General features: G+C 34.6%; 16 protein-coding genes. 7 read left to right on the top strand and 9 right to left on the bottom strand.

Annotated elements, in window-relative coordinates:
• Positions 1-46 precede the first annotated feature (46 nt).
• Positions 47-934 carry a polyphosphate kinase 2 family protein gene (locus ACO05K_RS07180; RefSeq protein WP_421943765.1) on the bottom strand — a complete coding sequence of 296 codons (888 nt, stop codon included), beginning with the start codon at positions 932-934 and terminating at the stop codon, positions 47-49.
• A gap of 139 nt (positions 935-1,073) precedes the next feature.
• Here ACO05K_RS07180 and ACO05K_RS07185 point away from each other — a divergent pair, with 139 nt between their 5' ends.
• Positions 1,074-3,521: a transglycosylase domain-containing protein gene (locus tag ACO05K_RS07185; protein ID WP_421943766.1), complete on the top strand. Its 2,448-nt coding sequence runs from the start codon at positions 1,074-1,076 to the stop codon at positions 3,519-3,521.
• Positions 3,522-3,633: 112 nt separating this feature from the next.
• Positions 3,634-6,783, top strand: a complete 3,150-nt coding sequence (locus ACO05K_RS07190; RefSeq protein WP_421943767.1) for a peptidase MA family metallohydrolase — start codon at positions 3,634-3,636, stop codon at positions 6,781-6,783.
• Between the two features lie 66 nt (positions 6,784-6,849).
• Here the strand turns inward: ACO05K_RS07190 and ACO05K_RS07195 are convergent, their stop codons facing one another.
• On the bottom strand, positions 6,850-7,200 hold the full coding sequence (locus ACO05K_RS07195) for a GIY-YIG nuclease family protein (RefSeq protein ID WP_421943768.1): 351 nt from the start codon (positions 7,198-7,200) through the stop codon (positions 6,850-6,852).
• 133 nt (positions 7,201-7,333) lie between these two features.
• Here ACO05K_RS07195 and ACO05K_RS07200 point away from each other — a divergent pair, with 133 nt between their 5' ends.
• Entirely contained in the window at positions 7,334-8,110 is a 777-nt protein-coding gene (locus ACO05K_RS07200) for an XRE family transcriptional regulator (RefSeq protein ID WP_421943769.1), read from the top strand.
• A gap of 67 nt (positions 8,111-8,177) precedes the next feature.
• The gene (locus tag ACO05K_RS07205; RefSeq protein ID WP_421943770.1) at positions 8,178-8,627 is read left to right on the top strand and encodes a hypothetical protein; all 450 of its coding nucleotides are present in this window, start codon (positions 8,178-8,180) and stop codon (positions 8,625-8,627) included.
• Positions 8,628-8,695: 68 nt separating this feature from the next.
• Here ACO05K_RS07205 and ACO05K_RS07210 read toward each other — a convergent pair whose 3' ends face one another.
• The 7 genes from ACO05K_RS07210 to ACO05K_RS07240 all read right to left on the bottom strand — a co-directional run bounded on the left by ACO05K_RS07210 (position 8,696) and on the right by ACO05K_RS07240 (position 19,883).
• Positions 8,696-9,388, bottom strand: coding sequence for a GDSL-type esterase/lipase family protein (locus ACO05K_RS07210; RefSeq protein ID WP_421943771.1), 693 nt, complete (start codon positions 9,386-9,388; stop codon positions 8,696-8,698).
• Between the two features lie 3 nt (positions 9,389-9,391).
• Complete coding sequence (locus tag ACO05K_RS07215) at positions 9,392-10,291, bottom strand: glycerophosphodiester phosphodiesterase family protein (RefSeq protein ID WP_421943772.1); 900 nt, start codon at positions 10,289-10,291, stop codon at positions 9,392-9,394.
• A 13-nt stretch (positions 10,292-10,304) separates the two neighbouring features.
• Complete coding sequence (locus ACO05K_RS07220; protein ID WP_421943773.1) at positions 10,305-11,717, bottom strand: calcineurin-like phosphoesterase C-terminal domain-containing protein; 1,413 nt, start codon at positions 11,715-11,717, stop codon at positions 10,305-10,307.
• A 54-nt stretch (positions 11,718-11,771) separates the two neighbouring features.
• Positions 11,772-13,277, bottom strand: coding sequence for a DUF5689 domain-containing protein (locus tag ACO05K_RS07225; protein ID WP_421943774.1), 1,506 nt, complete (start codon positions 13,275-13,277; stop codon positions 11,772-11,774).
• Positions 13,278-13,294: 17 nt separating this feature from the next.
• Positions 13,295-14,863 (bottom strand): SusD/RagB family nutrient-binding outer membrane lipoprotein, encoded by a 1,569-nt coding sequence (locus ACO05K_RS07230; protein WP_421943775.1) that lies wholly within the window; start codon positions 14,861-14,863, stop codon positions 13,295-13,297.
• A 10-nt stretch (positions 14,864-14,873) separates the two neighbouring features.
• Positions 14,874-18,182 carry a SusC/RagA family TonB-linked outer membrane protein gene (locus ACO05K_RS07235; RefSeq protein ID WP_421943776.1) on the bottom strand — a complete coding sequence of 1,103 codons (3,309 nt, stop codon included), beginning with the start codon at positions 18,180-18,182 and terminating at the stop codon, positions 14,874-14,876.
• 474 nt (positions 18,183-18,656) lie between these two features.
• Complete coding sequence (locus tag ACO05K_RS07240) at positions 18,657-19,883, bottom strand: sterol desaturase family protein (protein WP_421943777.1); 1,227 nt, start codon at positions 19,881-19,883, stop codon at positions 18,657-18,659.
• 153 nt (positions 19,884-20,036) lie between these two features.
• On the opposite strand from ACO05K_RS07240, the gene ACO05K_RS07245 reads away from it, so the two are divergent.
• From ACO05K_RS07245 to zwf, 3 genes are all read left to right on the top strand, one after another.
• Complete coding sequence (locus ACO05K_RS07245; protein WP_421943778.1) at positions 20,037-20,795, top strand: ROK family protein; 759 nt, start codon at positions 20,037-20,039, stop codon at positions 20,793-20,795.
• A 98-nt stretch (positions 20,796-20,893) separates the two neighbouring features.
• Entirely contained in the window at positions 20,894-22,309 is a 1,416-nt protein-coding gene (gene gndA / locus ACO05K_RS07250; protein ID WP_421943779.1) for an NADP-dependent phosphogluconate dehydrogenase, read from the top strand.
• A 30-nt stretch (positions 22,310-22,339) separates the two neighbouring features.
• Positions 22,340-23,854, top strand: coding sequence for a glucose-6-phosphate dehydrogenase (zwf, locus tag ACO05K_RS07255; RefSeq protein ID WP_421943780.1), 1,515 nt, complete (start codon positions 22,340-22,342; stop codon positions 23,852-23,854).
• Positions 23,855-23,924: the final 70 nt, after the last annotated feature.

Genomic DNA, 23,924 nt, shown 5'->3' on the forward strand with positions numbered 1-23,924 from the left:
TTTCAGTAAATCCTTCGACAAGCTCAGGCTGACAAAGTTTTTTTGCTTATTTCACTTCTTCAGCAAGTAAAGCATTTTTGGTTTCTAACAGTTTTCCCTGCTCAATTTCATCCAAAACTGGAAACTTAATATTTAAGCTTTTGAGTTTATCTTCGATGATTTCGCTTATTGCTAAACGGGCAAACCATTTTTTATCCGCAGGTATAACATGCCATGGAACATCTTTGTTGGCTGTTTCATTAATTGCATCTTCGTAAGCTTTCATGTAATCATTCCATAAAGCCCGTTCTTTAATATCTCCCGAAGAAAACTTCCAGTTTTTAGTAGGGTCTTCTATCCTATCCAAAAAGCGCTGCTTTTGTTCATCTTTACCAACATTTAAAAAGAACTTTAAAATAACAGTTCCGTTTGCTGTTAAATGCTCCTCGAAATTTCTGATGCTTTTATATCGCTGTGCCCAAAAGTCTTTATTGATTTTTTTAACATCAGCATAACCAGGTATATTTTCACTTAAAATATAATTAGGATGCACTTTGCAAACCAATACATTTTCATAATGAGAACGATTATGAATGCCTATCCTACCTCTTTCTGGCAATGCTTTGTAATGCCTCCATAAAAAATCGTGTTCATATTCTTCTGATGTTGGCACCTTAAAACTAAACACCTGACAGCCTTGTGGATTTAAACCACTCATAACATGTTCAATTGCGCTATCTTTTCCAGCAGCATCCATCGCCTGAAAAATGATTAATAAGGAATGCGTTCCGGAAGCATATAGTTTTTCTTGTAGCTGACTAACCTCAATTTTCGATTTAACAAGAGCATCTTTAGCCTTTTCCTTGGTATATCCACCTATATAATCTGTTTTTACATTTTTTAGCGTAAATTTTTTATCTCCTTGTACAATTAGGCTTTTAAATTCGTTTTTCATTTCTATGTGAAGCTTTAATTTCTAATGTGATTTATTTAAATATAGACTAAAAAATAAGTAAATTAAATACGTTAATTTGTATTTGGAGTTTTTTTATATTAATCCCTAATGCTTTTACCTATACTACATTATACATTCTATGTTTAAAGAGATAAAAAACAAGTACTTACGCTATTCCTCAATTTTCGTTTTTTTTGTAATTATTTTCTTTTCAGCGCTTCAGCTTAACTTTTTGTGGCTATTTGGTTATTCTCCAAGCTACCATGATATTAAAATTCCAACCTTACGTGTGGGTTCTGAGTTATATACTGCTGATGGAAAACTTATTGGCAGATATTTTAAAGAAAATAGAACGCCGGTAAATTTCAACGAAATTTCGCCAAGCGTAATTAATGCACTTGTAGCTACAGAAGATGTAAGATTTTATAAACATTGGGGAATTGATGCTCAAGCAGTTGGTAGAGCTGTTGTTGGTTTTGGTAAAGAAGGCGGTGCAAGTACAATTACCCAACAATTGGCAAAAAACCTCTATCGCACACGTTATAATAAATCTCAAGGTATATTAAATAAAATTCCATTAGTAAGAACCTTAATTTTTAAACTAAAAGAATGGATGACTGCTGTAAAGCTGGAATCTAACTATTCAAAGCAAGATATTATCACAATGTATCTTAACACGGTTTCATTTGGTAATAATGCTTATGGAATTAAAACGGCAAGCAGAATTTACTTTGATAAAGAAACCAAAGAATTATCTACAACTGATGCTGCAATGCTTGTAGGAATGCTGAAGGGAACAACTTATTATAATCCAATCAAAAATCCTGCAAGAGCTTTAGAAAGAAGAAACACGGTTTTAAGCCAAATGAACAAGTATAAATTCTTAAGTAGAGATAGTTTAACTCAACTTTCAAAAGAGCCAATAAAACTTAAAGAAGGTAAAATGGAAGATGGCAGTGATGGCGATTCTTATTTAAGAGCAGCTGTAGCTAAAAATCTAGAAAAGTGGTGTAAAGATAATGGCTACGATTTGTATGAGGATGGATTGAAAATTTATACAACCATTGATTCAAAACTTCAAAAGTACGCAGAGGAAGCAGTACAAGACCAAATGAAAACTTTACAACGTAGGTTTTACAGTGTTTGGGGAAATGAAGATCCATGGTACGATTCTGAAAAAAACAAAGTTGATTATCCGGATAGAGCGATGAAAAACCTTCCGATTTACAGTTTGCTACAAAAGAAATTCCCTAATAATCCTGACTCGGTTACCGCCTATTTCAACAAAAAGAAAAAGATGCAAATCTTTACTTATAAGGGCGATAGAGATACATTATTTTCAACTTTAGATTCTATTCGTTACTACGGCAAAATATTAAATACCGGAATGATGACAATGGAACCATCTACAGGAAAGATTAAAGTGTGGGTTGGTGGTATCGACCACAAATTCTTTAAATACGATCACGTTAATCAAGCAAAACGTCAGGCTGGCTCTACATTTAAACCATTTGCATATTTAACTGCTTTAGAACAAGGCATGAGTCCTTGCGATAAGTTTACGGATAAACCTGTAAAAATTGCTTTCCAGGATAAGGGCGAAACAAAATATTGGGAACCTAAAAATGCAGATTACAGTGTTAGTTATCAGGAAATGAGTTTGCGTTGGGCAATGGCTCGTTCAGTAAATACTATTACAGCACAGGTAACTGAAAAAGTTGGTTGGGATAATGTTGTTAAATGGGCGCACGAATGTGGTATCGATAGTCATTTAGAATCTGTTCCTTCGGTTGCCTTAGGCTCAAACGATGTTACGGTTTACGAAATGGTTAAGGCTTATGCTACGTTTATGAACAATGGCGTTAAAACAGACCCTATTCTTGTAGAAAAAATTACTGATCAGGATGATAATCTAATTGATGAATTTAAGCCAAAAACGAAAAGAGTTTTAACCGAAGAAATTGCCTGGTTAATGACTTATATGTTCCGTGGTGGTATGGAAGAACCTAGAGGAACTTCTCAAGCATTGTGGGATTGGCCTGATTTATTCAGAAAAAACAATCAAATTGGTGGTAAAACAGGAACTTCATCAGATTATGTTGATGCCTGGTATATGGGTTTAACCAAAGATTTAGTAACTGGTGTTTGGGTTGGATGCGATGAAAGAACTGCGCACTTTAAAAACGGAGAGCAAGGAGAAGGTTCGAGAACTGCATTACCAATTTTTGCTAAGTTTATGGAGAAAGTGTACTTAGATCCAAAATCTGGTTACACTTACGGTCCTTTTCCAAAAGCTACGGTAGAAATTACGAGAACTTACAATTGTCCGAGTCCTCGAATTGTTAGAGATACAAGCTCAAATGATAGCGTTTTGGTAGACTCTACTGATGTTGCAGAACCTGCTACTACCGAAACGGCTCCAACACCTGTACCAACAGAAACAGAAGTTAAGAAAGAAGATAAAAAACCAGAGCCTGTTCAAAATCAGCCTGCAGTAGTTGTTCCTTTAACTAAAAAAGAAGAACGTGAGTTAAAAAGAAAACAACGACAAGAGGAACGTGAAAAACGGAAAAACGGCGACAATTAATGTATTCTTAAAAAATGTTAAAATTTTAATAGTGATTTAAACAATCACTATTTTTATTTAAATCTTAATATATCATCAGTTTATTTTAAACTGCAACTATAAAACCAAACGTATGAAAATAACCTCTACTTTATTAAGGCAATTTATACCGGCTTTACTCCTATTCTTTATTAGTTTTTCGGCTCAGGCGCAATATTTTGGGCAAAACAAAGTGAGGTATAAAAAGTTAGATTTTAAGGTTTTACAAACACCTCACTTCGAGATTTATTACTACATAAAGAATGAAAATCTCTTAAAGAAATTCACTCAAGATGCAGAGACCTGGTATAAAATGCACCAGGAAGTTTTTAGAGATACATTTTTAAAAAAGAACCCAATAATCCTTTACAATAACCATCCTGATTTCCAACAAACTACAGCACTTAACGGAGAAATTGGTATAGGTACCGGTGGTGTGACTGAAGCATTTAAAAACAGGGTTATTATGCCAGTCATGGAGCTTAATAATCAAACAAGGCATGTTTTAGGACATGAGCTAGTTCATGCATTTCAGTACCACGTTTTATTGGAAAAGGATTCTATCAGCTTAGAAAATGTAGGGCAAACGCCTTTATGGATGGTTGAAGGTATGGCTGAATATTTATCAATCGGGAAAAAAGATGCCTTTACTTCCATGTGGATGCGGGATGCAATGCTTAATCGAGACATCCCTTCTTTAAAAGACCTTACCAATTCAAATAAGTATTTTCCATATCGTTACGGCCAGGCATTTTGGACATACATTGGTTCGCAATATGGTGATACCACAATAGTTCCGTTATTTAAAAATACGGCTAAGTATGGTTATGAAAATGCAATCAGATATACTTTCGGTTACGATGATAAAACACTTTCCGGTTTATGGAAAAACTCAATTGATGAACATTATAAGCCAATGCTAAAGGCAGATAGTTCGCAAATTAAAATTACCGGAACTAAGATTTTAGATAACAAGAATGCAGGAAATATGAACGTTGCTCCCGCCCTTAGTCCGGATGGTAAGTATGTTGCGTTTATGTCTGAAAAGGATTTATTCGGGATAGATTTATTTCTGGCCGATGCGAAAACCGGGAGGATTATTAGAAAATTAACCAGTCAGATTTCCAACGGCCATATTGATGATTTTAACTTTATAGAATCTGCCGGAGCCTGGTCGCCAGATAGCAAACAATTTGCCTTCAGTATTTTTAGTCGCGGTAAAAACAGAATGCTGGTGATTAATGTAAGTAATGGCAATACGGTTTTAGAAACGGAAATGGGCGATGTAAGCCAGTTTGGAAATTTAACATGGGCACCAAATGGAAAAGATATTGCCTTTTCTGGAATGGTTGAAGGTCAGAGTGATATTTTCTCTTATAACTTAGATACCAAGAAAGTAACTCAGATTACAAATGATGCCTATTCAGATTATGCTCCAAATTATTCACCAGATGGAAATAAATTAGTTTTTTCATCAGATAGAGCAGCAATTCAAGGCAATAACATTACTGCTGTTCATCCAATAAATTTGGCTGTTTATGATATTGCTAAAAAATCGGTTAGCAATTTAGATGTTTTCAATGGTGCAAATAACTTAAATGCACAATTTTCGCCAGATAGCAAAAGTGTTTACTTTCTATCAAATAGAGATGGTTTTAGGAACCTTTATAAATATACCTTTGCCGATAATTCGGTAGATCAATTAACGGATTATTTTACCGGAATAAGTGGTATAACGGAGTTCTCTCCTGCGATTTCAGTTTCTCAAACTAACGACATTGTTTATAGTTATTACCGCTACCAACGGTACACATTATATAACGCAAACCTAAATAGCTTTAAACCAAAAAGAATAAATAATCAAGATGAGAATTTTGATGCGGCTATATTACCACCAATGGAAAATGTTGGTGTAAACATCATCAACTCAAATTTGATAAACTTCGATAGGTTTGAAAAAGTTGTTGCCGATTCGATGCGTGTTGTTCCGTACCGCCCTAAATTTAGATTAGATTATTTGGCAAATAGTGGTGTTGGAGTTTCAACCAGTAGATTTGGAACAGGTGTACAAGGTGGTATTGTTGGTATGTTCAGCGATATATTAGGTACAAATCAAATTATAGGAAACCTTTCTGTAAATGGTGAAATTTATGATTTCGGAGGTTTAGTTGGTTACATCAACCAGAAAAGCAGAATAAACTGGGGTGTTGCTTTATCTCACATTCCTTACGTTTCAGGTTTTAATTCTTACGCCAATGAAAGACTTCCATCTGGAAGTGGAACTATTGATGTAATTAATCAACGTACAGATATTATTAGAACTTTTGAAGATCAGGTTCAGATTTTCGGTGCTTATCCATTTAGTAAAATTCACAGATTCGAACTTGGTGGAGCATTTTCTCATTATAGTTATAGAATTGATAGATACAGTAATTACTATAACAATACTGGTTTTTACGTAGGTTCTGACAGAAGCAGAGTATCTAACGAACAAGCAACACAAGATTATGGTGTGCCGTTTAATTCGTTTACACTATATCAATTAAACGCTGGTTTCGTTGGTGATAATTCAATTTTTGGTTTAGCTGCACCATTAGATGGTTTTAGATATAGAGTTAGTGCTGAAAAATATTTAGGTACATACAGCTTTGCTGGCGCAACTGTAGATTTAAGAAAGTATTGGAGACTTAAACCAGTTACATTTGCAGTTAGAAGTTACAACATGCTAAGAATTGGTAAAGATGCAGATAGATTGTATCCACTATTTTTAGGTTATCCATATTTAATAAGAGGTTACGAATCAAACTCAATTTATAAAGCTACAACTCAAAGGGCTGACCAATCTTTCGATATTAATCAGTTAAGTGGAAGTAAAATGGCTGTATTTAATTTCGAAGTGAGGTTGCCTTTTACAGGACCTAAAAAATTATCAGCAATACCATCTAAGTTTTTATTCTCTGACTTAAACTTATTCTTTGATGCAGGCGTTGCCTGGACAAATGATACTAAAGTAGCTTTTAAAAATGAGCCAACCTATGTTACCACACCTATTATTGGAGCTGATGGCACTCAAACTGGTACATACCAAGCAACTACTGAGCGTGTTCCTGTAATGAGTGTAGGTTTATCGTTAAGGGTAAATGTATTCGGCTATTTTGTATTAGAACCTTATTATGCAATACCTTTCCAACGTAAAGATGTTAAAGCAGGTGTATTCGGCTTAACCTTTGCACCTGGTTGGTAGAATTTATAAAAAATACATTAAAAAAATCGCATCCGAAACAGATGCGATTTTTTTATGCTCCAATATTTATGATAAACTCGTAAAAGATAACTTAACCTGATTGGTTATATTTCTATGTAATAAAATGTTTTCAAAATCTAAACCGATTGTTAAATCAATCCAATCTGGATTACAAGAACGAACCAATCTTTCTTTTTGTACACGTGTAAATCTGCTTACCGATTTGAAACGACTTAATGCCTGTTCTTCAGTTTTAAATTCTTCAAAATAAACCAAACGTGTTAGTTGCTTTCCGTTATCAAAAAATAAGTTCGGCATCTGCTTGTAAAAATCTAATGTTTTAATCAAATCAGAACTCATGCCAACATGCATACTTGTACGGTTTCTGTCGGTAACGATGTAAACAAACTTTTTCATAATAACGTATTTAAAAATTAAAACTAAACTATTTAGTATACCCTCTTGCAAATCAAAATAATATTACTAACTTTATGAGCATAAAATTACTAACTATTTTAGTAATTCCAAATTTATTTTAAAATTTATTTTTATGTCGAATATTTCAAATAATTTAAAGTACCTAAGGAAGAAAAAGGGCCACACGCAACAGCAATTTGCTGATATAATGGAAATTAAGCGTTCGCTTATTGGTGCTTATGAAGAAGACCGTGCTGAACCAAAATATGATTTGCTAAAAAAAATAGCAGAGTATTTTGATTTGACTATTGATGAATTTATCAATGAAAAAATATCTGATAGCTGGAAACCAAAACCAAAAAGCCAAGGTTCAAATCTTCGTGTATTAAGTATTTCTGTTGATGCGAATGATAGAGAGAATATCGAACTTGTTCCGGTAAAGGCTAGCGCCGGTTACTTAAATGGTTTTTCAGATCCACAATATATTAGTGATTTACCAAAATTTCAGTTGCCGATTCCTGCACTTAGACAAGGTACCTTCCGTGCTTTTGAAATTATGGGCGATAGTATGTTACCCGTTCAACCAGGTAGTGTAATAATTGGAGAATATTTAGATAATTGGAATGAGGTTAAAACCGGAGAAACCTACATTATCATTAGTAAAAATGAAGGTGTAGTATATAAGCGTGCCGGTAATCGTTTCAGAGAGAATAAGGATTTAAAATTAGTTTCTGATAATAAAGTTTATGATGCATATACCATTGCTGCAGATGATATATTAGAAATTTGGAGTGCTAAAGCTTATATATCTACATCCTTACCAGAACCAGCTCCAGACCCAACAATGGAAACTTTGACACAAATGATGGCTCAAATGCAAAAATCTATTTCTCAACTAAATAAGAATTAACAAATTTTAACAATTTACGATTAAACCGTTTTCATGTTTTAGTATCTATTAGAGAAAACACATAAACATGAAAAAATTAATTTTAACTATGGCAATTGCAGTAATGGGTTTTACTGCAGTTTTCGCACAAGATTCGACAAAAAAAGCAAGAAGACCAATGCAGAATTTAACCGTTGAGCAAAGAGCTGAGCGTGCAACAACTGCAATGGAGAAAAAACTTAATTTAACAGCAGAACAAAAAACTAAAGTTTACGCTATTGAATTAGATAGAGCTAAAAAGATGGATGATTTTAGAAATGAAGATAGATCTGCAATGAAAGATAAAATGAAATCGAGAAAAGCGGATATGGATGCTTCAAAAGCTAAACTTGATAACGTTTTAACTGCTGACCAGAAAACAAAGCTTGATGCTTTTAGAGCTGAGGCAAAAGAAAAGGGTGAAAAGATGAGAAAAGGATTAGGCAAACCTAGAAGAGATAAAGCACCAGTAGTTTCAAACCCTCCTGCTCAAGGATAAAAATAAAATTTTGAATTATAATAAAGCGTTTCGAGTATTCGGAACGCTTTATTTATTTGTAGCCAAAGCTATTTTAAATAACCTGTTGAGTTTAGAAAATCTGCCCAGACTTTATAACCTTCGGGTATAAGATGAAGTCCATCTTTAGTAAGTTCAGCTCGCAGGTGATTATCCTTATCAGTAAATTGCGAATACAAATCTATCACCGTTACATTTTTTGCGGCAAGTTTCTTTATCTCGCTGTTTAACCAAAGAATGTGTTCGTCTTTACCATAATGATTTTTAAAGCGGTCAAAAGAACTATTTACAGGCAAAAGTGTATTAAAGTATATCTTAGTTTTTTTAGATCCATTTCTGATTCTATTAACAATGGTTTTGTAGTTTCTTAAAATCACACTATCTGGTATGTTTCTCGAAATATCATTGATACCAATAAGAATAAAAATTTTGGCAGGTTTACCATCTATTATATCTTGAAGTCTATCTAAAACGCCAAAAGATATATCACCAGAAATGCCTCTATTTTTTGCCTGAGGTAAATTTAAAAGCTTAGCCCAATCTGTTCCTGCGGTTATGCTGTTTCCTAAAAAAATATAATCTTTCTTTGATTTTGGTTCTGCTTTAAACTTATTAACCAATTCTACATATTTTCCTGGCCTGTACGTGCTATCCCAAGTTACGGTTTGCGCACATAAATTACCTAAAAGGATAATATTAAAAAGTACAAAAGAGATTAAGATTTTATAGGAAACCGTTTTCATATTTTATTTTGATTGAATTAATAAATTAGGATAATCAGAGATGATGCCATCAACACCTAAAGTTCTTAAGCCTTTCATATCTGCAACCGTATTTGCTGTCCAAGGTATAACTTTTACATTATCTGCGTGCGCCTTTTTAACTAAATCTTCGTTAACCATTTGCCAAACCGGGCTTAAAATAAAAGGCTTGTAACCCAAATCTGCGATATTTTCTTCATAAGTTTTTTTATTAGCAACTAAGAAAGATGTTCTCACATTTGGGTATTTTTCATGAATTAATTGAATTGTTCTTTTATCGAAAGATTGAATAACAACATATGGTGTGATGCCTTTTTTCTCTATAATTGCCATCAGAAGTTTAACAAATATTTCTGGTTTTGGATTTGTAATTCCATCGCCTGCAGGGCTGCATTTTGTTTCGATATTATAAAAAAACTGTTGCCTTTTATTGGTTTTGATATCTTTTTGAACAGCATCAATCAAATCAGAAAGTAAAGGAATATTTGTTTTTATTTTTTGCTGGTTTGGAAAACCTGCCAATTCTTTAGAACCTAAATCGAAAGACTTAACTTCTTTATAATCCATTTGAAAAACAGGATATTTTTTTGAATCGGATGCAGGAATGTCTTTGCCATCTGGCGTACGCATAAAGCCTGGACTTAGGTAATCATCATGCGTTACCACAACTTTTCCATCTTTGGTAATATGTGTATCCATTTCCAAAGTTGTAATACCATCAATCTTCATGGCATTTTGCATCGCTAAAATTGTGTTCTCCGGCCATAAACCGCGTCCGCCGCGGTGCGCTTCGGCACTAAATTTTGGAAATTCAGCAACTTGTGCTGATGCATTAATTGAAACCATTGCTAACAAAGCAAGGCATACATTTTTTGAAATTTTCATCTTTTGAATTAAGTTAAGCTTTAAACTCGGCTTCAAATTTTTCTCCGAAACGATCTGTTGCAACCACCTTAACATTTTTTACTGATGGTTCGAAATGCGCTACAAACAAATGTTCGGTTTTACTTGGTTCCGGGAATGTTCTTCCGGCAGGCAATTTATCACCCTTATATAAACTTACCGATAAGGGATCGTAACCTTTTTGCTGTTCTAAAACACCCATTGCTTTTCCATCAAGAAAATATTCAACTTTCCAATTCTCGTCCCAATTCCAAACATTAGCAATTAAACGTTTCTGATTGGTTAAATCATCAACATAAACATGAACCTGCTCTTTTTTGCTTAATCCAGTTGGTTGATAATACCATTTCAAATTCGTTCCATCTACTTCGTAAACACCATAACCACGTGGAGTACCATCTTCGCAGATTGGCCCCGTCCACCAGGCGCCACAAACTGCACCATGATTATGTTCGAAAATACCGTTAGTAATTACGTTTTTATTGTAATGCGTATGACCGGACATAATGTGAATATTCGTAAAACCATTTAAAACAGCATAAAAATCTGTGTTATTTTTTACTGCATTATGCACAGGAATGTGAAGATTAATAATCAACAAAGCATCTTTTGCAACATATTTTAAATCTTTTGCAAGCCAATCTAATTGTTGTTGATTGATATAACCATCATAGTTTCGTTCAGTTCCTAAATAGCGAACATCATCTAGAACTACATAATGTGCTTTACCCCTATTAAACGAGTAATAAGTTGGCCCATAATGCTTTTGAAATGTTTTATCAGATGTTTCATCACCACCCATTCTATAATCCATATCATGGTTTCCTAAAGCTTGAAAGAATGGAATACCCATTTTCGCAACCGCAGTATTATAATCAGCAAAAAGTTCGTGGTTATCCCAAACAATGTCTCCAACTGTTATCCCATGTACCGGAATTTTAGGATTCATAGACTTAATAGTCTTTATTGTATCAGGAACAGATGTTTCCATCATCTGCGCTACATCTTTTTTATTTTTAACCTGAGGATCTGCCCAAATGATAAAATTATGTTTGTTATCATTTAATTTTAACGGATTTAGCTCGAAGTTTAAATCTGTTTTGCCAGTTGCACTTTCGTAATATTTAGCGATGTGGCTTTCTGTTTTAAACTCGTAACCGGAAGGTGTACTAATCCATACGAACTTTGCTAAAGGATTTATATCAATATTGTATTTACCTGATTTATCACTTTGTACAACATTAAAACCATCAGAAACTACTACGCCAGCAATACCTTTACCCTTGCTGATAATTTTACCCGATATTTTATTATCTAAAAAAGTTGAGGAGAATGGAAATGCTTTAAGACTTACAAATAAAGTTGTACCCAATAAGGCCGACTTTTGAATAAATGATCTTCTATTCATTAGATTTCTTTTAAAAAGCAAGCCATCTTTTTGGGATGGCTTGCCTATGTTTTATTAGTTTGTTATTGTGGTAAATCCAACAGCCTGTTCTATGGTAGATAAAGGCGATGTTGATGTTAAAACGATATTTATTGCTGTTCTACCTGTGCTCCAAATACCTGTAGTTGCGTTGTAAACTCCGCCAAGCATAGTGAAATTACTTGTGTTCGGGAATCCGAATTTATTGGTATTTGTACCTCCACCGTAAAAAGCCACTACCTTTTTATTTTGTATGGTGCTATATTTATCAGTGTTTGTAATTCTATATCCAACTTCTGGTGGTCCAGCTGAATAAACCGCACCGTTACCTCCATACATAATTACATCTAAAGGAACAGAAGTACCCGTAACGTTAAGTCCATCAAAAACAGCTACACCAGCCACGTTACCGCTATTTGCAAGTAAGTTTGTAGTTGCCGTACCAAAACCATCTCCATCTAATGTTGCATATTGTTTACTGGCAATCCAAACAGCTGATCTAATATCTGTTGAGCCAGCACCCCAAATCACTTTATTTCCTCCAACATAGCAGAACTGACCTTTTTTAACAGAACCTGAATTGATATTGAATTTATAAGTTCTGATACCACCTAAAGCCCATCCTGTTGCAGGGGCAGCTAAAATACCTGCATTGTTGCAAACAACGATAGAAAATGGTGTTGCTGCAAAATCGATATCTCTTGTTGCCTTAAATTGTATGTACTCATAATTCGCATCTGTACTTGTCGGATCGGTTAAATAACCCGTAATAATTAAAGCAGATGGTTTAATCTCTGGTAAAGCAAAAATATCATCTGTAGTTCTAGGCCACAACTGTATTCCTGTTGCAGTTGAAAATGCAATTCCTGTATAATCTGCAAAAGGAATAGATTCTTGTTTTGAATATGTTGCCGTTGTTTCAGTATGAACTATTGCCGTTCCAAAACCATCACCAATTGTCTTATTCCCAGTGTAAATATCACCTTGTGCAGGCTCAGGATTCATCTTTCCTTTACTTATTGTGATTAAAGTACTTTCGTAAAAACCTGGTCTTGAGGTTAACATTCCAGTATTAACAGCCCTAACAATTATTCCTCGTCCGCTGGCTTTTTTCTCGATACCAGCAGCTACAACGCCATCAATCTGTAAATTACCATTTACTCTTTTTAATGTAGAGCCTGTAACTCTTACGTGTACAGAATCTCCTGGAACATATTTAGCCGCTTCAGTACCAACATTAAATGCAATTCCTCTTAAAGAATCTATTCCGTTACCGGCTATTCTACTGTTTTGTACAAGCAATAATCCGGCAGGAAGATTTCCGCTCGCCTGATTAGAAACAACTATACCTTTTATAAAATTTGCTCCTCCAAGGTTGTCATCATTAAGCTGTAAATCCGAACCTTTAAAAAGTTTACGCAAATCGAAATTTGAAATATATGGACTAACTGATACTTTAATGTAATCGGTATCGCGTTTGCATCCTATCCAAGTGCCGCAGATTACTACTAAAGCACTAAATAATAATATTATCTTCTTCATATTGTTTTTAGATATGATTAAGGTTTTTGCCACCAAACAAGTGTATTAATATCATCAGCACCTTGCGATGCAACAGCATTTTTATAACTTGTTGGGTTGGTTGATTGTGTAACTAATGGATAATTTAATCTTGCAGGCATTCTGCCACCGTTCGCTAAGCCAGTTCCTTTCGGGATAAAAGGATGTCCGCTTCGGCGATACTCAATCCATTGTTGAAAATCGACCAAGAATAAAGCATAATATTTTTGAAGATGAATGGATTGCAACTTGCTTGGCGAATTATTTACAGTATTATTAAGCGGTAAACTGTTATTCCATTGAATATCTGCAGCAACTACATAAGTTGCTAATGCCGGATCAGTAGCGGAAGTAAACAAAGTTGGAACCCAATAGTTGATAGCATCTGCAATGCCCTTCATGTAATAACTTTCTCCAGTTCCTGTAATCCATCCTCTTGCGGCAGCTTCGGCTAAGATAAAATCAACTTCTGCACAGTTCATTATAATACCTGTATTAGCAGCAGTTTGTAAAGTAACACCTGCACTTTGAGCATCTGAATAAAAATAAGATTGTTTAAGTACCGAAGTACCTGCATCATACCCACTTGGTACACCAATTAATCCGGCAGGTCCGGGTGCAATTCCAAAACGGCTTACTCCATTTACACCGTAAGTGCCATTTACACGCGGATCATTCCAAATTGCTAAATTGCTTATAAAGAAATCTGTAATTGCAGGTCCTCTAAAATCAACTGCTCTTACGTTAATCATAAACGGAGAAGAATAAACTGCTGTACTGCTATTTGTTCCATTCCAAAGGATTTTAGCTGTGTGCGTATTGTTTTCCATTATCGGATAAGCAGCCTTATTTGTATCAGCAATTTCTTTGATTTTGGCAATTACCTGAGCACTAACATCGGCTTTGCTAGAAATGCGAAGCAATAAACGTAAATACAAAGAATTACCAAATCTTCTCCACTTGCTTACATCACCCTGATAAACCGGATCGCTGCTTGCAACAATAGATTTTCCTTCAGTTAACAATTTATTTGCTTCTTCAAGTTTATTAAATAAATCGAGGTAGATATCCTTTTGTTTATCAAAAATAGGTTCATAATTACCATCTTTTCCTTGGTTTGCCTGAGAATATGGCACATCACCATAAACATCGGTTAACAATTGAAAAACCCATGCCTGCGCAATTAGAGAAATACCTTTATAAGAATTATTTAACGATTCAGGCTTATTGGCAATAGTATAAATGTCTCTTAAGTTGGTTAATTCCGGATACCAGTTATTCCAGGTATAATCTGCCCAGGTACGTCTAACATCGTACCTAAAGACTCTTCCTTCAGCATCATTAATATCAACAGTTACCTGCATCAGTTCATTGTTAAAGTTACGATTACGCACCATGTTTGCAGATAATATGTTGACCAATGAAGGTGCTAATAGCTGACTTGCATTAACTGATGATTTACCAATTGGATCGGTATTTACCTCGTTAAAATCTTTTTTACAGGAGAAAGTAGATAAACTAATTACACCCAGTAATATATAATTGGTTATTTTATTTATAGTTTTCATGTTATTTCAATTATAAGCCAACAACTAAACGTACACCATAAGTTCTTGTAGATGGCAACTGACCAGTTTCAAAACCTTGAACAATATCTGTTCCTGATAGCGTTCCAAATTCCGGGTCAAAAGCCGGCCATGGTGACCAAATGAAAAGATTACGTCCGTAAGCTCCGATAGTCATTTTTGTAAAACCTATTCTTTTTAAGAAATTCGGATTAAATGCGTAAGTAATATTTGCTTCTCTGAATTTCAGATAATCGGTTCTAAATACGCTACCTTCTGCTTGGTCTGAACCATAAAGCGAAGTGTAGAAACTCTCTAAGTTAGTGGCAACAACATCATTCGGACGGTAAGTACCATTGCTGTTTTGGATAACACCTTCTCCAACTACACCGTTATATCTACCAGGTAATGTTAGATTTAATTTTCCCAAAGCTGCCATTCTTGAAAAAGTTAATGAATGTGCTACGGCTCCAAGTTGAGCATCGAATAAACCATTAACACTGAAACTTCCATAAGTAAGTGTAGAGCCAAAACTGAATCTAAATTTCGGCATAGTATTACCAAGATAAATTAATCCAGTTCCTGTTTTAGCATTTCCAGTTGTAGAATCATAAACAATCTGCCCATCTGGAGAACGTAAGTAGCCATTACCAAATAAATCTCCCATACTTCCGCCAACATTAGCAACGATTTGTCCGCCGCCTAAAGCACCTGTACGTAACACAACCGAACTATCAGCCAGTTCTACAATTTTATTTCTGTTAGCAGTAAATGTTCCAGTAAGCTCCCATTTAAATTTCCCTGCTTGTATAGGCGTTCCGTTTACAGCAAGCTCAATACCCTTATTTTCTACTTTACCTACGTTAAATACGGCAACATTGTAACCTGTTGCTCTATCAACAATACGGCTAAGTATTTGATTTTTAGTATTACCAAGGTAAGCTGCAAAATCAAAGTTTAAACGGTTTTTAAATAAACGCAGTTCTGTACCAACCTCAATAGTTGTAGTTTTAAGTGGTTTTAAATTTGGGTTAGGTAATGTTGTTGGGTTAGCCATTGCGCTATCCGGATAAATTCCATTTGATGCAAGGTTATAATTATATGCTGTACGATATGGCGTTGTACCACCACTACCAACTTGAGAAACTGAAGCTCTTATTTTAAAGAAACTAATTTGCTGAGGTAATTTCCAGAAATCAGACAATACAAATGATGCACTTGCAGATGGATAGAAAAAACCAACATTATCCGTTCTGAAAGGCGTAGCAAGTGTACTACTCCAATCCTGACGACCAGTTAAATCTAAATACAAATAATTTTTATAGCTAAAAGATATCGCTGCATAAAAACTGTTAATTCTATAACGAGCTGTATCTGGTACAGAAACCAACGGACTAGCATTATTAGTTAAGCTGTAATCGCCAGGAACAACTAAACCATCAGCTCTTAATTCAGATTTGCTATATTTATTACGCATTTGGCTACCACCAACATTTGCGTTCATTCTTAACGATTCTGTTATTTTCTTATCATACTTTAATAAGAAATCGGCGTTAATTTCATAAGAGTTAATATCCTGAACACGATACGAACCTTGAGCAAATTTATTACCGGCAGCATCATAAGGACGTTGCGTTTCGCGTATATCGTGGTTATAATCTATTGAACCGCGAACCAATAAACTCAACTCATCTGTAAATTTATAATTAGCCTGAAGACTGCTCAAAGCACCGTTTCTACGTTGCTTGTTTAAATATTGCTCAGAAATTGCGTAAGGACTTTCAGGGTTAGTAGTTGTAATATTTACAAATTGGGTACCAACCTTATCAACTGCCCAATAATCGCGATACCAATCTGTATTTACGTTAGGTTGCGCAAACATAAACCAATACATTAAAGACTGGTTTCCATATCCTGTTGCCGGTAAATTATCGCTATGTCTGTTATTATAAGCTACTTTAAAATTGATGCTTAGTTTTTTAGTCACATCAGCATTTGCTGAAAATGCAGCTGATGTACGTTCCAAACCAGTATTCGGAACTATCCAAGAGTTATCTCCATGACTTGCCGAGAAACGCATGGCAACTTTTTTATAAGCTCCATCTAAACTGATAGAGTTTGAAGATTCAAAACCAGTTTTAAAAAATGCATCAACCGGATTTTCGTAAGCAACCCAAGGCGTTCTAGTTAAACCTCTGGTTTTAGTTGCCGGGTCGTATTGATAAAACATTCCACCATTTGCAAATGGAGCGCCCCAACTTGCACTTGTTGCGTTTGTACTTGCGCCATCTTCTGTAGCTCCATAAGAGAAATATGAAACGCCAAATTGCCCTTGTCCGAACTGATTTTGAACATCCGGACCTCTGCTAACTTGCTCCCAAGTACTATTTGACGTGAAAGTAATATTAAGCTTCTTACTGTTTTTATTGCCTGATTTTGTTGTAATAATAATTGCGCCATTTGCACCTCGCTGACCATACAATGCCGATGCACCTGGTCCTTTTAAAACGGTAACACTTTCAATATCATCAGGATTTAAATCGTTTAAAGCCGAACCGAAATCCGGAGGCATTATATCTCCAGATGTACCATAAACACCGCCAGAAGAAGCAGCTGTTCTACGAGCAGAACTACTTGCAACCACTCCATCAATCACGATTAATGCTTCATTATCTCCTGTTAAGTTATTCTCTCCACGTAAAATAATCTTGTTAGAAGCAGCAGGACCACTGTTTCTTACCAGGTTTAAACCTGCCACTTTACCAGATAAAGCATCCGTCCAGTTACTGGCTACCGCGTTTGTAAAAGCACTACTATCAACCTTTGTTACAGAATAACCTAATGCTTTTTCCTCACGCTTTATACCTAAAGCGGTTACCACAACTTCATTTAATTGGCTTGATGAGGATTTCAATCTTATTTCGGCATTATTTTCGTTGTTACTAAAAGTTCGGCTAACTGAAGTATAACCTAACATGTTAAATAATACAACTGTTCCTTTTTGAACAACTATAGAGAAATTACCGTCATTGTTGGTTGTGCCTAAAACCCTTCTGTTATTATCACTAATCGTGATGCCGATAAGTGGTTGATTATCATCTTCATCTAATACCTTACCTTTAATGGTAATATTTTGATTTGTTTGCTGAGCACTCGCATTTTGATTATAAAATGGTAAAGCTAAAAGCATTAAAATCAATATTCTTATCCAGAGACGAGAAGAATTAAAAATTTGATTTTTCTTGAAATCGTCTGGGCTACTTTTTCTTGCAAAGAATTTGCATAGCAATCCTGATTTCTGTTGAGTAGAAATTTTGTTCATATACTGTTTACATCCGGTTAGTAATTGATTATAGGAATAGTTAATTTCGATTTATTTCGAGCCGGATTTCCGGCAAATTAAGCCCCTTCACATTAAGTTAATATTAACTAACGATTAACAATCCATAATAATCACTTGATATGTTGCGATTTATTAGTTTTTTATTTCTTAATGTTTCGATAATAAAATTAACAAAAACAAATCGAAAGCAAAAACAATTTAATTTGATATGAAGATTGTGTTTGTACTTTTTGGAGAATCAATACAGCATTAACATTATCTTAATATTGATAATATTAGATTTTTATTCAAATGAGGGCTTTTATTTATAACAAAGGCATCAAGCAGATAATCAGTAATAATTTCGTTACTAATTAAAAGTTAAGCTTAAACAGAAATCAAATGAAATAATATTACGAAAGCAAAGCTACTGTAACAATGATATGATTCAATAAATCGAAAGGTAATGAAATACTATTTTCCCGATTTTTTGTAATCTAGAACGTATTTATTGTAGATATCTCTTAGGGAGAAAGTACGCTCTAAAACAATTAAGAGTATAACAGGAAAAATCACAAGTTCGAAAATATTGAAGTTGTAGAAAACATAGGCAGAAATCAATATTAACCTAAAACATTCAAGATAATAAATCCATCTTCTCTGCTCTAAAAGTGCACCAATATTAATCAATGTTAATAGAATAAAAATTAAAATGGCTACACTATCTAAACCAGAAATCTGTTTATAAAACAATGTTGTTAGAGTTAATAAACCAATAACCAAAATTAGCTGAATGTTCAAGTAAGCTTTAAACTTAATAGGACTTGATGATTCCTTCTTACTTTGCAAATATTTCTCCTCTAAATATGGTCTTATATCTTGATCCATTAACGCCGGGCTACCAAAAACAGCTACCCATTTTGCTTTAAATCCATGTGCTCTTTTATAAGCTTCAATAATTTCTAAATAGTAGTGAAAATGCTGCCACAAGAAACTGTAGTTTTTAATAGGGTGTGTTAAACCATATTTTGGCGGTTCTTCCTCGGTTTGGAATGTTCCGAAAAGCTTATCCCAAAAAACAAAAACATCGCCATAGTTTTTATCCAGATACTTTTCGTCTGATGCATGATGTACACCATGAAGCGAAGGTGTTATAAAAATATGTTCCAGCCATCCTAATTTACCAATAAGCTGTGTATGCGTAAAAAATGAGTAAGCACCATGAGCCAGCAAAATGGTTATAATCATATTTGGATGAAAACCTACAAGCGGTAACGTACACCAAAAAACGTTTCTAAAAACCGCCTGAATTGTTGTTATCCTGGCAGCCGCAGTTAAATTAAACTCTTCGCTCTGGTGATGAACAATATGAGCTGCCCATAAGAAATTAATCTCATGACCTAGCCTATGGTACCAATACCAAACTAAATCTGTAGCTAAAAGCAAAATCAACCAAATGTACCATTTGTTAGGAATATCAAATAGTGCGTAATTGTTATAAATCCAATAATAAACCTGATAAAAACTAGCTGCAATAAATAAATTTAAAAGACGCTCCGCTATACCTACACTAAAGTTTGCTACCGAACTTTCGTATTTAAAAACGGTTTGAAGTTTTCTGTGTTGAGCAATTTTATATTCAATAAAAACGAACAGAAAAAAAGCAGGGATTGCAAATGCCAGATAGTTTACTTGCGCCATAAATAAATATTATTTTCTAGATAACGCTACAAACATAAAAATATTCTACTAATTACATAGATTATATAGTTAAAAAACTATTCTTTTATTACACTATTATTTTTGCAGTTTTAAATTATTTATAGAACTTCGATTCCAACAAAAAGCAAAGTTATGGCTACAAAAAAACAAGCAGGAAATAATAATATTTTATCTATTGATATCGGCGGAACGAGCATTAAAACAGTGCTTTTAGATGAGAATGGAAACATGCTATCAGAATATTTAAAAAGCAAAACGCCTGATGGCGCTACGCCCAAAGACATTGTTACAGGAATCATCGAGTTAATAAAACCAATTCCTGATACTTTCGACAGGGTTTCTATCGGCTTTCCTGGCTATGTAAAAAATGGAATTGTTAAAACTGCACCAAACTTGGCTAAAAACAAATGGGAAGATATCGATTTAGCTCAAAGAGTTGCTGATGCATTAAAAAAACCAGTTAGACTTGTTAACGATGCCGACCAACAGGGACTTGGCGTTGTGGAAGGCAAAGGTTTTGAAATTGTTTTTACGGTAGGCACAGGCTTTGGAACAGCATTACTTTTCGATGGAGGTTTATTGCCACATTTAGAATTAGCCCACTTCCCTATCAACAAAGAAGAAGATTATGATGACTACATCGGCAATAAAGCTTTTGAAAAAATTGGTACTGAAAGATGGAATAAACGCTTAAAAAAGGTTATCGAAATTTATAAAACAGTTTTTAATTACGATACCTTATATATAGGTGGCGGAAATTCAAAGCAAATCGATTTTAGATTAGATTCAAATATTAAAGTAGTTTCTAATCGCGATGGTATTAAAGGCGGAGCAAAATTATGGAAGTTGAACGATGGAAATAATATTACCACTGTAAATCCGGCAAAATAGCCAACAAAACACACGATTTTTATTACAATCATTTAACAACATAAACGCAAATATTAATTTGTAAACCCTAATTTTGGGCATAATAAAAGAAATAAAAAATGGCAAACAGCGATTCAAAGCAATATAAATTAGGGATGATTGGTTTAGGCACAATGGGCCGTAACCTTTTACTAAATATGGCCGATAAAGGTTTTTCTGTAACAGGATACGACAAAGACCATAAAATGATTGCAAAGCTTGAAGAGGAAGGTAAAAAACACAACCTTGAAGGCTTTGATAATATCGAAAATTTTATCAGTCACCTGGCTACACCAAGAACCTTAGTTTTACTTGTTCCAGCAGGGCCAATTGTTGATAGCGTAATTGCCGAGTTAAAGCCGCTTTTAAGCAAAGGCGATATTATTATCGATAGTGGAAATTCTCACTTTACTGATACGAATCGTCGCGTAGATGAATTAGAAAAAGAAGGCTTACATTTTTTCGGAATGGGTATTTCTGGAGGAGAAGAAGGTGCTCGTTTTGGACCTAGTATGATGCCGGGTGGTGATAAGCAAGCTTACAATGTTGTTAAAGATGTTTTCGATGCAATTGCTGCAAAGGTTAACAACGATCCATGTGTAACCTATATTGGTCCTGGTGCATCTGGCCACTTTGTAAAAATGGTACACAACGGTATTGAGTACGCCATTATGGAACTTATTACCGAGGTTTACGGAATCTTAAAAAACGGCTTAGGCTATTCGAATGAAGAAATTTATAAGGTTTTTAAAAAATGGAACGAAGGTCGCTTGCAATCTTTCTTATTAGAGATTACAGCCGAAATTTTTCTTTTTAAGGATACTGAAACTCAAAACGATTTATTAGATCAGATTAAAGATGAAGCTCGTTCTAAAGGAACTGGAAAATGGACTTCTGAAGTTTCAATGGAATTACAACTTCCGGTACCAACAATTAACGAAGCTGTTTCAAACCGCGATTTATCAAAATTCAAAAAACTTAGAGTTTCGTTAGAAGAAGCATTTGGTAAAAATGATGGCAAAATAGAAGTATCAGTTGATGAATTGGAAGATGCATTTTACTTCTCAATGATTAGTGCTTATGCGCAAGGAATGCATTTATTAGTTCAAGCTTCTAAAGAATATCAATACGACCTACAATTACAGGAAATTGCAAAAATCTGGCGTGGAGGTTGTATCATCAGAGCTAAATTCTTAGAAGATATTTATCAGGCATACGATAAAAACAATGCTTTAGAACATTTATTTGGCGATGCTGGTATTCAAGAAATTATAAAGAGCACTTTAAAAGGAACGCGTAAAACCATTACCGAATGCTTAAATGTTGGAGTAGGTATTCCGGCATTTGCTTCTACCCTAACTTATTTCGATACAATAACAACAGGTAGAATGCCTTCTAATTTAATTCAAGCTCAAAGAGATTTCTTTGGTGCACATACTTTTGAAAGAATTGATAAGGATGGTGTATTCCACGCAGATTGGAATAAACTTTCTTAATCACATCCCTCAGTTTTAATAAACAAAAAAATGAAATCAAACACCGCACTTAGTCCAACAATATTTGTAATATTTGGTGGCACTGGCGATTTAAATAAACGTAAACTTGCACCTGCTCTTTATAATTTATTTGTTGAAGGCTACATGCCCGATAAATTTGCAATTATTGGAACTGGAAGAACAGAGTTTACGGATAAAAGTTATAATGAAGCATTAGAGGATGCAGTAAATCAGTTTTCTCGTACTGGAAAGGTTAAGAAGGAGAAATGGGAAGCTTTCGGAAATACAATTCACTATTGCCCAACAGATTTTGCTCAACCTAAAACCTTCGAAAACTTAAAGGCAGCGGTAGAGAAATATCAAAAAGAATATGGACCGGAAACACAGGTTATTTTCTATCTGGCGGTTGCACCTAACTTCTTCCCTATTATTGCTGAATGTTTACATAAATATAAGTTAACGCAAAACGAAGACAATAGTCGCATCGTTATCGAAAAGCCTTTTGGTCATGATTTAGAAACAGCAAAAGAATTAAATAAGCTTTTAAGTACAATTTTTACTGAAAAGCAGATTTATCGTATCGACCATTATTTAGGTAAGGAAACGGTGCAGAATATGATGGCTTTCCGTTTTGCTAATGCTCTTTTTGAACCATTGTGGAACAGAACCTATATAGATCATGTACAAATATCAGTAACAGAACAATTGGGCGTTGGAGATAGAGGCGGTTATTATGAAGGTTCTGGTGCATTGAGAGATATGATTCAAAACCACTTATTGCAATTGGTTTGTTTAATTGGTATGGAAGCTCCAATTAATTTTGATGCTGACGAGATTAGAAATCGTAAGGTTGAGGTTTTAAGAGCCATGCGACCTTTTAATGCTGAGGAAATTAGATATAATACCGTTCGCGGGCAATACAGTAAAGGATGGGTTGAAGGCAAAGAAGTACCAGGCTATCGCCAGGAAAAAGGTGTTGATGATCATTCGAATACAGAAACGTTCGCTGCTGTCAAATTCCATATTGATAACTGGAGATGGCAAGGTATCCCGTTCTACTTAAGAACCGGAAAACGTTTAAATCAAACATCATCACTTATCACTATCCAGTTCAGAGATGTGCCACATCAAATCTTTTCATCTGGTGTAACCGAAAACTGGCAACAAAACAGATTGATTATCAGTTTACAACCTGAAATGAGTATTCGTATGCAGGTACAGGCTAAAAGACCAGGTTTAGATATGATTTTAAATCCGGTTGATATGGTTTTTGATTATAAAGGAACTTACGAAGGTGATACGCCTGAAGCATACGAAACATTATTGCTTGATGCAATGATGGGCGACCAAACCTTATTTATGCGTGGCGACCAGGTTGAAGCTGCATGGGAATTGGTTATGCCAATTTTAAATACTTGGGAAAGCAAAAAATCTATCAATTTCCCTAATTACCCTGCCGATAGTTGGGGACCGGAAGAAGCCGAAGCACTTATTGCAAGAGATGGTTTCCACTGGTTTAATTTGCCGTTAAAGAATAAAGATTAATACTAATCAGATTGTCATTCTGAGCCTGTCGAAGAACATTTATTATGTTTCGACAAGCTCAACATGACAT

Source organism: Pedobacter sp. (genome assembly GCF_965227205.1).
Lineage (GTDB): Bacteria > Bacteroidota > Bacteroidia > Sphingobacteriales > Sphingobacteriaceae > Pedobacter.

Bases quoted from the DNA above. Each gene is read 5' to 3' on its own strand.
- ACO05K_RS07180 (WP_421943765.1), bottom strand. From the start codon at position 934: ATGAAAAACGAATTTAAAAGCCTAATTGTACAAGGAGATAAAAAATTT.
- ACO05K_RS07185 (WP_421943766.1), top strand. From the start codon at position 1,074: ATGTTTAAAGAGATAAAAAACAAGTACTTACGCTATTCCTCAATTTTC.
- ACO05K_RS07190 (WP_421943767.1), top strand. From the start codon at position 3,634: ATGAAAATAACCTCTACTTTATTAAGGCAATTTATACCGGCTTTACTC.
- ACO05K_RS07195 (WP_421943768.1), bottom strand. From the start codon at position 7,200: ATGAAAAAGTTTGTTTACATCGTTACCGACAGAAACCGTACAAGTATG.
- ACO05K_RS07200 (WP_421943769.1), top strand. From the start codon at position 7,334: ATGTCGAATATTTCAAATAATTTAAAGTACCTAAGGAAGAAAAAGGGC.
- ACO05K_RS07205 (WP_421943770.1), top strand. From the start codon at position 8,178: ATGAAAAAATTAATTTTAACTATGGCAATTGCAGTAATGGGTTTTACT.
- ACO05K_RS07210 (WP_421943771.1), bottom strand. From the start codon at position 9,388: ATGAAAACGGTTTCCTATAAAATCTTAATCTCTTTTGTACTTTTTAAT.
- ACO05K_RS07215 (WP_421943772.1), bottom strand. From the start codon at position 10,291: ATGAAAATTTCAAAAAATGTATGCCTTGCTTTGTTAGCAATGGTTTCA.
- ACO05K_RS07220 (WP_421943773.1), bottom strand. From the start codon at position 11,717: ATGAATAGAAGATCATTTATTCAAAAGTCGGCCTTATTGGGTACAACT.
- ACO05K_RS07225 (WP_421943774.1), bottom strand. From the start codon at position 13,277: ATGAAGAAGATAATATTATTATTTAGTGCTTTAGTAGTAATCTGCGGC.
- ACO05K_RS07230 (WP_421943775.1), bottom strand. From the start codon at position 14,863: ATGAAAACTATAAATAAAATAACCAATTATATATTACTGGGTGTAATT.
- ACO05K_RS07235 (WP_421943776.1), bottom strand. From the start codon at position 18,182: ATGAACAAAATTTCTACTCAACAGAAATCAGGATTGCTATGCAAATTC.
- ACO05K_RS07240 (WP_421943777.1), bottom strand. From the start codon at position 19,883: ATGGCGCAAGTAAACTATCTGGCATTTGCAATCCCTGCTTTTTTTCTG.
- ACO05K_RS07245 (WP_421943778.1), top strand. From the start codon at position 20,037: ATGGCTACAAAAAAACAAGCAGGAAATAATAATATTTTATCTATTGAT.
- gndA (WP_421943779.1), top strand. From the start codon at position 20,894: ATGGCAAACAGCGATTCAAAGCAATATAAATTAGGGATGATTGGTTTA.
- zwf (WP_421943780.1), top strand. From the start codon at position 22,340: ATGAAATCAAACACCGCACTTAGTCCAACAATATTTGTAATATTTGGT.